At 46.8% G+C, this 14,210-nt stretch carries 10 protein-coding genes; 4 read left to right on the forward strand and 6 right to left on the reverse strand.

What is annotated here, in order from left to right; genetic code table 11:
* Positions 1-13 precede the first annotated feature (13 nt).
* Positions 14-2,917, reverse strand: a complete 2,904-nt coding sequence (locus tag NKE59_RS01715; protein ID WP_353439178.1) for a valine--tRNA ligase — start codon at positions 2,915-2,917, stop codon at positions 14-16.
* A 24-nt stretch (positions 2,918-2,941) separates the two neighbouring features.
* Here NKE59_RS01715 and NKE59_RS01720 point away from each other — a divergent pair, with 24 nt between their 5' ends.
* Positions 2,942-5,290: a UvrD-helicase domain-containing protein gene (locus tag NKE59_RS01720; RefSeq protein WP_353439179.1), complete on the forward strand. Its 2,349-nt coding sequence runs from the start codon at positions 2,942-2,944 to the stop codon at positions 5,288-5,290.
* Positions 5,291-5,293: 3 nt separating this feature from the next.
* On the opposite strand, the gene NKE59_RS01725 is transcribed toward NKE59_RS01720, so the two are convergent.
* The 3 genes from NKE59_RS01725 to NKE59_RS01735 are packed head-to-tail and all read right to left on the reverse strand — an operon-like array spanning position 5,294 to position 7,505.
* On the reverse strand, positions 5,294-6,085 hold the full coding sequence (locus tag NKE59_RS01725) for a BPSS1780 family membrane protein (protein WP_353439180.1): 792 nt from the start codon (positions 6,083-6,085) through the stop codon (positions 5,294-5,296).
* Between the two features lie 16 nt (positions 6,086-6,101).
* Positions 6,102-7,082 carry a homoserine kinase gene (locus tag NKE59_RS01730; protein WP_353439181.1) on the reverse strand — a complete coding sequence of 327 codons (981 nt, stop codon included), beginning with the start codon at positions 7,080-7,082 and terminating at the stop codon, positions 6,102-6,104.
* Positions 7,083-7,100: 18 nt separating this feature from the next.
* Complete coding sequence (locus tag NKE59_RS01735) at positions 7,101-7,505, reverse strand: hypothetical protein (RefSeq protein ID WP_353439182.1); 405 nt, start codon at positions 7,503-7,505, stop codon at positions 7,101-7,103.
* Between the two features lie 128 nt (positions 7,506-7,633).
* Here NKE59_RS01735 and polA point away from each other — a divergent pair, with 128 nt between their 5' ends.
* The 3 genes from polA (at position 7,634) to NKE59_RS01750 (ending at position 12,173) form a co-directional block, all read left to right on the forward strand.
* A complete protein-coding gene (gene polA, locus NKE59_RS01740; protein WP_353439183.1) occupies positions 7,634-10,426 on the forward strand; it encodes a DNA polymerase I in 2,793 nt (930 codons plus the stop codon).
* A gap of 80 nt (positions 10,427-10,506) precedes the next feature.
* Positions 10,507-11,361, forward strand: a complete 855-nt coding sequence (locus NKE59_RS01745; RefSeq protein ID WP_353439881.1) for a dienelactone hydrolase family protein — start codon at positions 10,507-10,509, stop codon at positions 11,359-11,361.
* Between the two features lie 29 nt (positions 11,362-11,390).
* The gene (locus NKE59_RS01750) at positions 11,391-12,173 is read left to right on the forward strand and encodes a ZIP family metal transporter (protein ID WP_353439184.1); all 783 of its coding nucleotides are present in this window, start codon (positions 11,391-11,393) and stop codon (positions 12,171-12,173) included.
* A 16-nt stretch (positions 12,174-12,189) separates the two neighbouring features.
* On the opposite strand, the gene NKE59_RS01755 is transcribed toward NKE59_RS01750, so the two are convergent.
* Positions 12,190-13,023, reverse strand: a complete 834-nt coding sequence (locus NKE59_RS01755) for a sulfurtransferase (protein ID WP_353439185.1) — start codon at positions 13,021-13,023, stop codon at positions 12,190-12,192.
* Between the two features lie 19 nt (positions 13,024-13,042).
* Positions 13,043-14,155 carry an aromatic ring-hydroxylating dioxygenase subunit alpha gene (locus NKE59_RS01760; protein WP_353439187.1) on the reverse strand — a complete coding sequence of 371 codons (1,113 nt, stop codon included), beginning with the start codon at positions 14,153-14,155 and terminating at the stop codon, positions 13,043-13,045.
* Between the last annotated feature and the right edge of the window lie 55 nt (positions 14,156-14,210).

Below are 14,210 nucleotides of genomic sequence, written 5' to 3' on the forward strand. Positions count from 1 at the left end.
TATGACTACTTTTTTAACTCTTCAACTTATTGAGTTGCTGACTCAGTTTGGCATGACTGGCTTCAAACTCAGCAAGGCGCTTTTTCTCTTGGTCAATGACCTCTGCAGGTGCTCGTGCTACAAAGCCTTCATTGCCTAATTTGCTCTGGCATTTATTAATCTCACCCGCTAAACGGGCAATCTCTTTTGATAATCGTAATTGCTCAACTTTGGGGTCTATTTCAACCTTAAGAAGTAACTTATGTTGCCCCACAAGCGCTATAGGGGATTCTGGTGCATCGCGCTCTAGATCAGATTCATTGTCAACTATCTTCACCTCCGATAATTTAGCCAAAGCGCTGAGATATGGGACGGCTTTCTCTAAGAATGATCGGTCACCACTAATCCATAGCGGTAGTTTTTGAGCAGGAGAGATTTGCATTTCACCACGCAGGTTGCGACAGGCATCCACAATAGCTTTGACCTCATTTATCCATGCTTCACTCTTTGGATCAATCTTATTGGGCTCGGAAACTGGATAGGCCTGCAAGGCAATGGATTGAGCGGGTTGCTGTGATAGATCTTTGCCACTCTTGGGTCCAATGGTTTGCCATAACTCTTCTGTAATGAATGGAATGATGGGGTGGGCAAGACGCAAGATTGTTTCTAGAACCCGCAACAGGGTGCGACGAGTAGCGCGCTGCTGGGCAGGAGTACCGCTTTGTAACTGTACTTTAGCTAGCTCTAGATACCAATCGCAGTATTCATCCCAGACAAATTGATAAATCGCTGTGGCAATATTGTCAAAACGGTAATCGGCAAAACCCTTAGCCACGTCTGCCTCCGTGCGCTGCAAGATCGAGACAATCCAGCGATCAGCCGCTGAAAAATCTAAATACCCTTCAGGCCCACATAGGTTATCGCACGAAGCAAAGCCATTATCTTTCTCATCACCAGGACAGTTCATTAAGACAAATCGGGTTGCATTCCAGAGCTTATTACAAAAATTACGATAGCCCTCACAACGCTTCTGATCAAAATTAATATTTCGACCCAATGAGGCCAGTGAGGCAAAGGTAAAGCGCAAGGCATCGGTTCCAAAGGGGGGGATACCATCCGCAAATTCTTTTTTTGTCTTTTTGGTAATGCTCTCTGCTTGTTTAGGGTTCATCAGACCAGAAGTGCGCTTATTAACTAAGCTATCGAGATCAATGCCATCAATTAAATCAATCGGGTCCAAGGTATTACCTTTAGACTTACTCATCTTTTGGCCCTCAGCATCCCGCATTAGGCCATGCACATAAACCGTATGAAATGGAACCTTACCGGTAAAGTGACAGGTCATCATCACCATGCGCGCAACCCAGAAAAAGATGATGTCAAAACCAGTAACCAATACAGAGGAGGGTAAAAAGTGCTCTAACTCTTTGGTTTGTTTGGGCCAGCCCAATGAGCTAAATGGAACAAGTGCAGAGCTAAACCAAGTATCTAAGACATCATCATCGCGCCTTAGGGATCCTGCATATCCAGCAGCCTTTGCTTTGCTTTTTGCCTCGTCTTCTGAACGAGCAACAAAGATCTCTCCTGCATCACCATACCAAGCTGGAATTTGATGACCCCACCACAGCTGCCTTGAAATACACCAATCCTGAATATTCTCAAGCCACTGGGTATAGGTATTAATCCAGTTTTCAGGGACGAGTTTGATATCACCGGAAGTAACTGCATGCAGTGCTGCACCAGCAATCGATTGGCCGGGCTGATAACAATTATCTGGGCTGGGCTTGGACATAGCTACGAACCACTGGTCAGTCAGCATTGGCTCAATGACTGTCTGAGTACGATCACCGCGAGGTACCATCAATGTATGGGGTTGAACTTTATCTAGTAGCTTGGTCGATTCAAGATCAGCCACAATTTGTTTGCGTGCAGTAAAGCGATCAAGACCTTGATATTGTTTTGGAGCATTCTCATTAATCTTGGCGTCGAGGGTAAGCACAGCAATGAGCGGTAATTGATGACGTTGACCCACTGCATAGTCATTAAAATCATGGGCTGGGGTAACCTTCACCACACCCGTTCCAAAACTCATGTCTACATAGGAGTCGGCAATAATCGGAATACTGCGCTCGCATAAAGGTAGGTCAACAGTTTTACCAATGAGATGACGATAGCGCTCATCATCAGGATGCACCATGACGGCCACGTCACCCAGCAAGGTCTCGGGACGAGTAGTCGCAACAATTAATTGACTGCTACCATCGGACAGTGGATAGCGGATATGCCACAAACTGCCTTGTTCTTCGGAACTAACAACTTCCAAATCAGATACAGCAGTACCAAGAACAGGATCCCAATTGACCAATCGCTTACCCCGATAGATCAGGCCTTGCTCATAGAGTGTTACAAATACCTCTACAACTGCAGCGGACATCTTTGGGTCCATCGTGAAGTATTCACGGGACCAATCAATCGAAGCTCCCAAGCGCCGAATCTGACGTGTGATGGTGGAACCTGATTCTTCTTTCCATTCCCATACTTTTTTAAGAAATGACTCTCGACCTAAATCATGACGCGATATTTTTTGGGCATCGAGTTGTCGCTCAACCACAATCTGTGTAGCGATACCAGCATGATCGGTACCGGGTACCCAAAGCGTATTCTTATTAGACATACGAGCATGGCGTACCAGACCATCCATGATTGTTTGATTAAATGCATGCCCCATATGTAAGGTGCCAGTAACATTGGGTGGAGGAAGTTGCACACAGAAATCTTCCTTGCCATCCTCCAAGCTTGCCTCTGCAATTCCGCGTTTTTCCCACTCGGGACCCCAAAAAGCTTCAATTGGGGCAGGCTCATAGGACTTTGCTAGTTTTGCTAAGTCTGGATTGCTATCAGCATCGAGTTTTTGTGGAGGATTTTGAGCGTTTGACATAAGAGGCAAATTATAATTGGGACGATGCATGCAGATTTACTTGAGAACCTCAATCCCGAACAACGAGAGGCAGTAACCCTCCCACCGGTTGATACCAATGGCCGCGCTCAATCCGCACTGATTCTGGCGGGGGCAGGTAGTGGTAAAACTCGAGTTCTGACCACCCGAATTGCGTGGCTCATTCAAACGGGACAAATATCACCAATTGGTATCTTGGCAGTTACATTTACAAATAAAGCTGCAAAAGAGATGCTAACCCGATTAAGTGCCATGTTACCGATTAATACGCGGGGCATGTGGGTTGGCACCTTCCATGGCCTCTGTAATCGATTATTACGAGCCCATCACCGAGATGCTGGGCTGCCATCGACATTTCAGATTCTAGATACCCAAGACCAGCTCTCGGCGATCAAGCGATTATTGAAGAGTCTCAATATTGATGATGAGAAGTTCCCGCCTCGTCAATTACAGTACTTAATATCCAATTCCAAGGAGCGGGGTAAGCGCGCCAAGGATTTAGATCCAGGCGATGATTTTGAGGCGAAGATGATTCAGTTATATGAAGCCTATGATGCTCAATGCCAACGCGAAGGCGTCTGTGATTTCTCTGAGCTCTTGTTACGAAGTTATGAACTACTTAAACACAACGAGATTATTCGGACGCATTATCAAGAGCGCTTCCAACATATTTTGATCGATGAGTTTCAGGATACCAATGCCCTGCAATATGCATGGCTCAAACTCCTATCGGGTCATGGACGGCATCAATCAACAAGTGCGCTTTTTGCGGTAGGCGATGATGACCAAAGTATTTATGCGTTCCGCGGTGCTGATGTGGAGAATATGCGCCTTTATGAAAAGCAATACAAACCAGTAACTGTAAAACTGGAACAGAACTATCGCTCGCACGGACACATTCTAGATGCTGCCAATCATTTAATTGCACACAATGTAGAGCGCCTTGGAAAAAACCTACGTACCGAAGCTGGCTATGGTGAGCCTGTCAGAATTTATGAGGCGGCAAGCGATGGCATGGAGAGTGCTTGGTTGATTGATGAGATTAAGGCATTGGTTCGTGCAGGTTTGAGTCGTAGCGAAGTTGCTATTTTGTATCGTAGTAACGCCCAGTCACGGATTATTGAGCATGGACTCTTTTCATCCAATATTCCGTACCGGGTATATGGCGGCTTACGCTTCTTTGAGCGCGCTGAGATTAAGCATGCTCTTGCCTATATGCGCCTTTTAGAGAACCCGAATGACGACACCTCATTTGCCCGAGTCGTTAATTTCCCAACTCGTGGTATCGGTGCTCGTTCTTTAGAAGCATTACAAGATGCTGCCAAGCTACACCAGTGCTCGTTCTATGCGGCAGCCTCCTTTATTGAGGGCAAGGCCGGTTCCAGCATTGCGGGTTTTGTGCGCTTAATTGAGCACCTGCGCGATGCAACTAAGCACAACACCTTGCCAGAGACCGTCGAGTATGTGATTCAGCATAGCGGCTTGATTCAGCATTATTTAAGTGAGCGCGAGGGACAAGATCGCGTTGAGAACTTACAAGAGTTGATTAATGCAGCTACAGCCTTTGTTGCAGAAGAGGGTTATGGACAAGACGTGCAAGCGGCGACGCCACCGGGAGAAGATCAAGCTGGGGTTGAAGATATCTCACCATTGGCTGGATTTTTAGCGCACGCTTCCTTGGAGGCTGGGGATAATCAAGCAGAGGCTGGGCAGGATGCGATTCAATTAATGACGGTACATTCCGCCAAGGGCTTGGAGTTCTCCGCCGTATTTATGACGGGCTTAGAAGAAGGACTATTTCCTCATGAGAATAGTATTTCCGAGCCGCACGGCCTAGAAGAAGAGCGCAGACTGATGTATGTAGCGATTACCCGAGCCAAAGAGAGGCTTTATCTATCTCATACTCAGTCGAGAATGTTGCACGGTCAAGTTCGATACAACATGCCATCACGATTCCTCGATGAATTACCCGCGGAGAATGTCAAATACCTCACCCCTAAAGCAAAAGATGCTCGCTGGGGTGGAGGCTCATGGCAAAAAGGGACAACACTGAAGAAGTCTGATGAAGATAGTGTGGATCAAGCATGGTGGAGTGGTGACGATGTGCCTGTACGTGATGACACCAATCAAAGCACCAATGCCATTGTGATCAGCGCGAAGCAACTAGAGCAGAACAAAAAACGAGGCCATACCTTTCGGGTTGGGCAAGAGGTCTTTCATACTAAATTTGGTGAAGGTCGAGTGAGTGCACTAGAGGGAGAGGGGCTTGATGCAAAAGCCCAAGTAAACTTCAAGCGCCATGGTGCTAAATGGCTGCAGCTATCGATTGCTAAATTGGTAGCTGTTGAAAATTAAAGCTTAACCTTGATCGGGTAACTGATCAAAATCATTTCCAGTAAAGCATCCCTTCCAGGTGGCAAAGAAGGAGCAATACATGACAGTGAGCCCTGCCATTGAGAGAGGGGCAACAACAAAGGATGCGTACTGACTTAATCCAAGCACGTCCATCAGCATCCCAAGAATTAATGGGATTGCAATGAGAGCAACACTCCAAATAGTGATGTAATAAAAAAAGGCGCCTTTATTGGTCCAGCAGGCCATCCAACTCGCAAACATTGCTTTACTAGGTGGCATATCTGCCCAAGCCACTAAGACAGGAGCAAACCACATTAACATTGCAATCGGGATATAAATGACTCCACCGATCATGAGAGAGTAGTACAGGGTTTGCATGACTTCAGGGGTAATGGGTTTGTCATTAGTAACAAATGGCAGTAATGCCTGAAAATCAATCACCATGCTAGCAATGAGGCTCAATGCAAAAATCATTACTGCATAGACCAAGCCTAATTGCAAAATCCGCTTCTTTACCTCAGGATTATTAGACCTAAAAGCTGCTAAATAAGCCGTTGGCAAAATCCGTTCTTTCTGAATGGTTTGGCGACAGGCGGTCATAAAGCCTACCGAGAGAGCAGGGGTCAAAATGAGAACAGCAAAAATGCCCGCCAAGGGAATCATCACAGCCAGTTGGGCAATGAACACATACATAAAGACCAGCATCAGAAAGCCAAGTGGATTTTGCTTAAACAGCCACACTCCTTGGCGGACCCAGACATAGCCTTCATTGGTCGAAACAGAGTTCAGGTTCATGGGTGCTTAGCTTACCTTAAGTTGTGTGACGGCGACTAAGCAATATACGCTCAAAGTGACTAGGGTCATGGGGGGTCAGCATTTGTGCATTGCGGGGCAAGTAAAAATCCCAAAGACGGGATATCCAGAAGCGTAAGGCTGCAGTCCGAAGCATTGCGGGCCAAGCATCTTCTTCGGCATCGGTTAAAGGACGAACCTGTAAATATCCACTTAAAAGAGCGTGTAAGCGATCTCGATCGATCTCCCCGGTACCATTTTGAATGGGCTGCTTTAAACACCAATCATTGGCAGTAACTGCCAGATCAAAGAGCCATTTATCATTGCCGGCAAAATAGAAATCAAAGAAGCCCCCCAGCATGCTTTGACCTTGTTTGCTAGTAAAGAGCACATTGTCACGGAATAAGTCGCAATGACATGGTCCTGCGGGAAGGGATTGATACGTGCCGGATTTAAAAAAACTTTCTTGGTACTGCATTTCTGAGACCAAGAGTTCTTTTTGAGAGTCAGTAATGTGCGGCAGAATGAGGGGAACGGTTTCTTGCCACCATGACAGACTGCGCAAATTAGGCTGTGATAAAGAAAAAGATTGGCCAGCTAGATGCATCTTAGCTAACATGCTGCCCACTTCTTCACAGTGCTCTGGCTGTGGCGCAAGCTCTGATTGACCCGGAAGTTTGGTCACAATACAAGCAGGCTTGCCTTTGAGTTCAATCACTAGAGCACCCTGCCGATTTATAATCGGCTTGGGAACGGGGATGCCTTGATTAGCCAAATGCAACATCAGCTCTAAGTAATAGGGAAGCTGTGTAAACGAGAGTCTCTCAAAGATTGTTAGAACATATTCATTAACTTGCCCATCGTCTTGACAGTTTAGAAAGAAATTGGAGTTCTCGATCCCCCCATGAATTCCTTTAAGAAGAATAGCCTCGCCGATTACAAAATCAGCTGCAATGCGAGGAGTGATTTCCTCAAGACTGACTGGGGTAAAGACCGCCATAACCGTTCTATTTCAAATCTACTTTAAGGGAATACGAATACTGGGTACGCTTAGTAAATTATTGTCTTGTTGCGAACCAGTCGTAGGGAAAACAGTTTGCGGAGGAGACATCTCATAAGTACCAAAAGTAGATTTAACCTCAATTTCTGTCGGCAAATTACTCTCGCGGTATTCCCGTATCTGAGTGCCGGTGGTTTCGGTATATTCAAAACTAGGCTTGCGCTCCTCTTTTTTACCCAATCCCGCTGGATTCGAAGCAGGGGGTACTAGGGGCTGTTTATTAATCCGGTTGAGATCTTCTTTAGTCAAAGCTTGAGTGCCGCCTGATTGTGCGTTTGCTATACCAAGACTCCAATGCAAGCCACCAAGCGCCAAAAGGCTACTGAGGGCAAAGGCAGGAAAGGTGGAGGGGGTCAAAATCATTGGTGCCCTTAATGGAATAATTAATGTTCTCTATTATCCTGAGAAAAAATGACCTGAAGGTTTAGCTCGGGAATCCCCTAAATAGAGGCTTTCTTCAGGCACTTCCAACTAGATTGTACGATTGAGGGATGTCAACACATCAATTATTGCTGGTAGACGGCTCTAGCTATCTATATCGAGCCTTCCACGCCATGCCTGATTTGCGAAACCCGGCTGGGGAGCCAACTGGGGCGATCTATGGAATGGTCAATATGATGCGTCGGGCCCGCGCTGAAATCGGGGCCGATCATATTGCCTGTGTGTTTGATGCCAAAGGGAAAACCTTTCGGGAAGATCTCTATCCGGAATACAAAGCGCATCGCTCGCCCATGCCGGAGGATTTGGTTGCCCAAATTGAGCCGATTCATGAAGTTGTAAAGGCTTTGGGTTGGCCTGTATTGATGATCTCTGGTGTAGAAGCCGATGATGTGATTGGGACCTTAGCGAGGCAGGCTGCTGAAATGGGTTGGTCAACGGTCATTTCTACCGGAGATAAAGACCTTGCTCAGCTGGTTAACGATAAGGTCAGCTTAGTAAACACCATGAGTAATGAGAAATTAGATACTCAAGGTGTCGAGGCAAAATTTGGGGTAGCTCCTGATCGGATCGTTGATTACCTAACGATCGTTGGTGATACTGTGGATAACGTCCCAGGCGTTCATAAAGCCGGTCCCAAAACAGCCAATAAATGGTTAGCCGAGTATGGCGATCTTGATAACTTAATTGCGCATGCCGCAGAGATCAAGGGGGTGGTGGGTGATAATCTGCGCGCTAGCTTGGACTGGCTGCCGAAAGCCCGCAAGCTTCTAACCGTTAAGTTAGATTGTGATCTGAGCCCACATATTGCTTCATTGCATGACTTGCATGCAAAACCAGAAGATCATGATCGCCTCAAAGAACTTTTTGAGAAATACTCTTTTAGGACCTGGTTAAAAGAAATTGGTGAAAGTGGTAACTCGAGCAAACCAAATTTTGCTACCCAAGGTAGCGATGAGGTGCCTAAGCCTCTTTCGCAAGACAAGGGAGATATTCAAGCTAGTCCAGCTACCCAAAATAAGCCATCCTCATCCCATCTGTCTGATCTACCGCGAAATTATGTATGCATCACCGATAAGACTACTTTTCAGACATGGGTGCACAAAATACAGGATGCAGCTCTTACATGTATTGATACCGAAACCACTAGCCTTGATGCGATGCAAGCCGAATTAGTTGGCATTTCACTATCGGTCAAAGTGGGTGAGGCTTGTTATATCCCAGTAGCGCATCGTACTGGTGAAGACCAGCTGGATCGCACCTGGGTTCTTGCACAACTAAAGCCTTGGTTAGAAAACTCACAGGCTAAAAAGGTGGGTCAGAATCTTAAATACGATATCCATGTATTTGAGAACTATCAAATTACGATACAAGGCGTGGCTCATGACACCTTGTTAGAGTCTTATGTATTGGAGTCGCACTTAAGCCACGGTATGGATAGTCTCGCAGAGCGGCATTTAGGAATCAAGACGATTCGCTACGAAGATGTCTGCGGTAAGGGGGCTCATCAGATTGGGTTTGATCAGGTCGACCTGAAAACAGCGACGGACTATGCTGCAGAAGATGCGGATATCACCTTACGACTCCATGAGTATCTATGGCCCCAGTTAGAACAAGAGCCCGGCTTGCGTTATGTGTATGAGCATATTGAGATGCCTGCGATGCGTGTCTTGGGGATCATGGAGCGCAACGGCATTACTATTGATAGTGCAAAATTAGCACAGCAAGGTCAAGAGGTAGGAAAAAAATTACTAGCCCTTGAAAAAGAAATTCATGAACTTGCAAAGCAGTCATTTAATATTCAGTCACCCAAGCAAATTGCTGAAATCTTATTTGGTCAATTACAACTACCAGTCGTCAAGAAGACGCCATCGGGTGCACCATCTACTGATGAAGAGGTATTGCAAAAGTTAGCCGAGGACTACCCCCTACCAGCTCGAATTTTAGATTACCGCAGTCTTGCTAAATTGATGTCGACTTACATTGAGAAGCTACCAAGAATGATCAATCCAAAGACCGGACGTGTGCATACTAACTACGCACAAGCGGTAGCGGTGACAGGTCGTTTGGCATCTAATGAACCTAATTTGCAGAATATTCCAGTACGAACCGAAGAGGGCCGCAGAATTCGGGAAGCCTTCATACCCGCAAAGGGCTACCGCTTAGTATCTGCCGACTACTCGCAGATTGAGTTACGCATCATGGCGCACATCGCCGAGGACGACAATCTGCTTGCTGCATTTAGGGCGGGTAAAGATATTCATCAGGCAACTGCTGCCGAGATTTTTGCTATTCCTCTAGAGCAGGTGAGTTCGGAACAGCGACGTTATGCCAAAGTCATTAATTTTGGCTTGATCTATGGCATGAGTGCTTATGGATTGGCGGGTAATTTGAAGATCGAGCGGGCTGCCGCTCAAAAATACATTGCTACCTATTTCGAGCGTTACCCTGGAGTTGCTGCTTACATGGAGAGGACTCGCGAGGTAGCGCGCTCCAGAGGTTATGTAGAAACCGTCTTTGGACGTCGCCTGTGGTTACCCGAAATTAAAGCAAGCGGCCCGCGACGTCAAGGTGCGGAGCGAGCTGCTATTAATGCACCTATGCAGGGTACGGCCGCAGACTTGATTAAATTAGCAATGGTAGCGGTACAAGATTGGTTGGAACGTGAGAAATTAAAGACCCGTATGCTTTTACAGGTTCATGATGAACTAGTATTTGAGGCTGCGCCCGATGAGCTGGAGCATCTAAAATCATCCCTACCAGGGTTAATGGGTTCGATTGCGCAACTCAAGGTGCCACTTATAGTGAGTATTGGTGTGGGCGACAATTGGGAAGAAGCGCATTAACCGTATAAACAAATCAATGATTGAGGAGACAAATGATGACCATCAAGATAAAACAAGAGCAATCCAGCCGCCGTGCTTTTATGAAAACATCCCTTAGGGCCTCCACAGCTACAGTGACAGCTAGCGCCTTAAGCCTAGGTTTTGTTGCTGCTTCAGAGCCGGTGATGGCCCAGGCAATTAAGACCGACTTTGCTGGGATTAAAGCGGGGGAGCAAGATATTCCTGTGGGCAGTTTTAATTTACCTGCATACATCTCTCGTCCTGAAAAAGCCACCGGCCCCTTACCGGTTGTGATCGTAGTGAGCGAGATCTTTGGAGTGCACGAGTACATTGCAGACGTGACGCGTCGTTTTGCAAAGCTTGGCTATTTAGCTATTGCTCCCGAGTTTTTTATTCGAGCAGGCGATCCAAATACCTTTGGAACCATCGCAGAAATTCAGAGCAATATTGTTGCTAAAACTCCTGACACCCAAGTATTAGGTGATCTAAAAGCAGCAATCACTTGGGCTGGAAAGAACGGTGGCGATCCTAAGAAAGTCGCCGTAACTGGATTCTGTTGGGGCGGTCGTATTACGTGGTTATCCGCCACGATGCCTGAGGTCAAAGCAGGCGTCGCCTGGTATGGTCGCTTAGTGGGCGACAAGACTGCCAATAATCCTAAGCAGCCTGTGGAGATAGCTGCTGAGCTAAAAGCCCCTGTTCTTGGTTTGTATGGATCAGCCGATACTGGCATTCCTGTGGATACCGTGGATCAAATGAAAGCCGCCTTGGCTAAAGCAAGCTCTAATCCTTCTGCTAAAGCATCCAAGTTTGAGATCTATCCAGAGGCACCTCATGCATTCCATGCAGACTATCGCGCGACCTATCGTGAAGGCCCTGCAAAAGATGGCTGGGCAAAATGCCTCGCCTGGTTTAAGCAACACGGTGTTGCATAAGGCCCGAATCAATCTCTTTTGGATTCTCTGTGACCTTCAGCACACTACAGTTAATTATTTTGGTAACCGCAGGGGCGGGACTGATTAGCATCCTGACGGCCGCTAGTTTGTCTTTAACCCTGCTTGCCAAAATTGTGAACAACATGGTGAGTCTGTCAGTCGGTATTTTGCTGGCAACGACTTTCTTGCATTCTCTGCCAGAGGCTTTTGAGTTAGCTGGTGCCCAAGTCCATTATTTGTTTGCTACCTTGCTTGGTGGCTTGTTGGGATTTTTCTTGTTAGAAAAGATTGCACTATTGCGTCATAGCCATCATCACGAAGGCGATGGCCACGGCCATCATCACGGTCACGATGCTGAAGAGGCGGGCAACAGCGGTTGGATGATTTTGGTAGGTGACAGTATCCATAATTTTGTCGACGGTGTGTTGATAGCCGCAGCTTTTATGGTGGATATACAAGTAGGCATCTTTACTGCCGTTGCAATCATTGCGCACGAGATCCCGCAAGAGATTGGTGATTTCATTATTCTCTTAAATGCAGGGTTCTCAAGACTGCGCGCTCTTTGCTATAACGCATTGAGTGGCTTAATGGCAGTAATCGGTGGGGTATTGGCTTATTACTTTCTGGAAAAAGCCAATCAAGCAATGCCCTATTTGCTGGTTATTGCTTCAAGTAGTTTTATCTATATCGCCGTGAGTGATTTGATTCCCCAAATGCATCGCCGACCCCACTGGCAAGAGTCTCTTCGTCAGATCGTTTTGATTGCAATGGGTGTCGGTATTGTGGTGTTTCTAACCGATCACCACCATTAACTCTTTTTGTAGAGGCCTAGGTTTCAATGGGGCGCTTGGGATCCGAGCACCATTCACTCCAACTTCCCACATGCAGTCGTGAGCCACTGAGTCCTGCCGCTTCCATTGCTAAAAGATTATGACAAGCACTCACACCTGAGCCACAGGAATGAATAATCGTGCCAGGCTTTTGTTGGCCGATTAGTAAGACAAATTCTTTATACAGCAGCTCCGGAGATTTGAACTTACCAGCCACTAAGTTTTCTTTAAAGCATCGATTGGTTGCCCCTGGTATGTGGCCACCTACGGGGTCTAGAGTTTCATTCTCACCCCGAAAGCGATCGGGTGCTCGTGCATCGATCACCATCTTACGTTCCTGAGCAGTAACATTTTTTTCCATCTCATCAATTAGCACAACGCCCTGGTAGGGATACGCTTCGGGCTTCGTGCTTAGCGGCTTTGGCGCTCTCCCTACACTACTAAAACTACCATTCCAAGCATCGAGACCGCCGTCTAAGACCTGAACGGAAGCGTGGCCAATGGAGCGTAACATCCACCATAAACGACTTGCAAAGGTACCCCCATGACTATCGTAAGCAACTACGTGCGTGTGATTAGCAATTCCTAAACCTTGACGGGTCTTGGTCCATTCTTCTGGCGTAGGGAGTGGGTGCCTTCCATTGCCTCCAGTTTTCTTGCCGGAGAGGTCTTGGTCGACATTAACATAGATAGCGCCCGTAATATGGGCTGTTTTGTACATCTCGAAGCCCGCTTTGGCATTCGTGAGATCAAAGCGACAGTCGCATATTAGGACATCGCTGCCCTCGTTGATTAATTCTTCTAACTGATTGGCGGTAATGATAGGGTTCATGAAAGACTCCTAAGGTGATCTAGGCTGGGTAATTTATTTCTCGACGATACCACTCATGAAAATGTTGCATACCATCTTCCATCGGACTTTGATAAGGACCAACCTCATTTTGACCCCTGGCCATTAAAGCAGCTCGTCCTGCATCCATACGCTCAGCAATTTCATCGTCTTCGATACAGGTTTCCATATAGGCAGCGCGCTCGGCTTTGACAAACTCACGCTCAAAAAGAACAATCTCTTCTGGATAGTAGAACTCCACAATGTTGCGAGTTTTATTTGGAGCAAGGGGATGTAAAGTAGAAATACACAAAACCCCGGGGTACCACTCGACCATCACATTGGGGTAGTAGGTTAACCAGATTGCCCCATGTTTAGGCATTTCGCCTTTGTGATGACGCAATACTGCCTCGTGCCAGGCGCGATAGGTTGGTGTCCCAGGCTTACTTAAGCCTTTGTGGATGCCAACAGTTTGAACGCTATGCCAGGAACCAAATTCCCAATGAAGGTCTTCGCAGGAAACAAATTTACCTAAACCGGGGTGGAAGGGCGCCACATGGTAATCCTCGAGATAAACCTCAATAAAGGTCTTCCAGTTGTAGCTGCATTCATGCACTTCAACATGGTCTAAGAGGTAGCCAGAAAAATCGAGATCTTTGGCAACACCCAGCTTGCCCAAATCAGCATGCACATCCCGAGGACCTTCAAATAGAAGGCCTTGCCAATTTTGCAAGGGTGACTTTCCTAAATGCAAGCATGGCTTATCGCCAAAATGAGGCGCCCCAAGCAACTGGCCTTCAAGATCGTAGGTCCAACGGTGAAGGGGGCAAACAATATTGTCTACTTGACCGCTGCCATTGAGCATCAGTGCTTGACGATGGCGGCATACATTAGAGAGTAGTTCAACGCCTTGATGACCCTCACTGTTGCGCACCAAAATGCGACCTTCGTTCTCGGCAGTTAAGGTACGGTAGGATCCCTTCTCGGGAACCATGAGCTCGTGACCCACATAACCCGGGCCTTGCTTAAAGAGCAATCGCATCTCACGTTGAAATAAATCAACATCAAAATATGCCGAAACCGGCAGTTGTAAGTTGGACGGCGCAAGAAACTGCGCGGTAGCCAGATTAGTCATTCTCCCCACCCCCGAAAAAGTCAGCCGAAGCTAAGCGGAACAACCAATCCAACCA

It is taken from the genome of Polynucleobacter sp. UK-FUSCHL-C3 (genome assembly GCF_040409815.1).
In the GTDB taxonomy this organism is placed as follows: domain Bacteria; phylum Pseudomonadota; class Gammaproteobacteria; order Burkholderiales; family Burkholderiaceae; genus Polynucleobacter.

Excerpts from the sequence above, each read along its gene's own strand:
- NKE59_RS01715 (WP_353439178.1), bottom strand. The coding sequence starts at position 2,917 with ATGTCAAACGCTCAAAATCCTCCACAAAAACTCGATGCTGATAGCAAT.
- NKE59_RS01720 (WP_353439179.1), top strand. The coding sequence starts at position 2,942 with ATGCATGCAGATTTACTTGAGAACCTCAATCCCGAACAACGAGAGGCA.
- NKE59_RS01725 (WP_353439180.1), bottom strand. The coding sequence starts at position 6,085 with ATGAACCTGAACTCTGTTTCGACCAATGAAGGCTATGTCTGGGTCCGC.
- NKE59_RS01730 (WP_353439181.1), bottom strand. The coding sequence starts at position 7,082 with ATGGCGGTCTTTACCCCAGTCAGTCTTGAGGAAATCACTCCTCGCATT.
- NKE59_RS01735 (WP_353439182.1), bottom strand. The coding sequence starts at position 7,505 with ATGATTTTGACCCCCTCCACCTTTCCTGCCTTTGCCCTCAGTAGCCTT.
- polA (WP_353439183.1), top strand. The coding sequence starts at position 7,634 with ATGTCAACACATCAATTATTGCTGGTAGACGGCTCTAGCTATCTATAT.
- NKE59_RS01745 (WP_353439881.1), top strand. The coding sequence starts at position 10,507 with ATGAAAACATCCCTTAGGGCCTCCACAGCTACAGTGACAGCTAGCGCC.
- NKE59_RS01755 (WP_353439185.1), bottom strand. The coding sequence starts at position 13,023 with ATGAACCCTATCATTACCGCCAATCAGTTAGAAGAATTAATCAACGAG.
- NKE59_RS01760 (WP_353439187.1), bottom strand. The coding sequence starts at position 14,155 with ATGACTAATCTGGCTACCGCGCAGTTTCTTGCGCCGTCCAACTTACAA.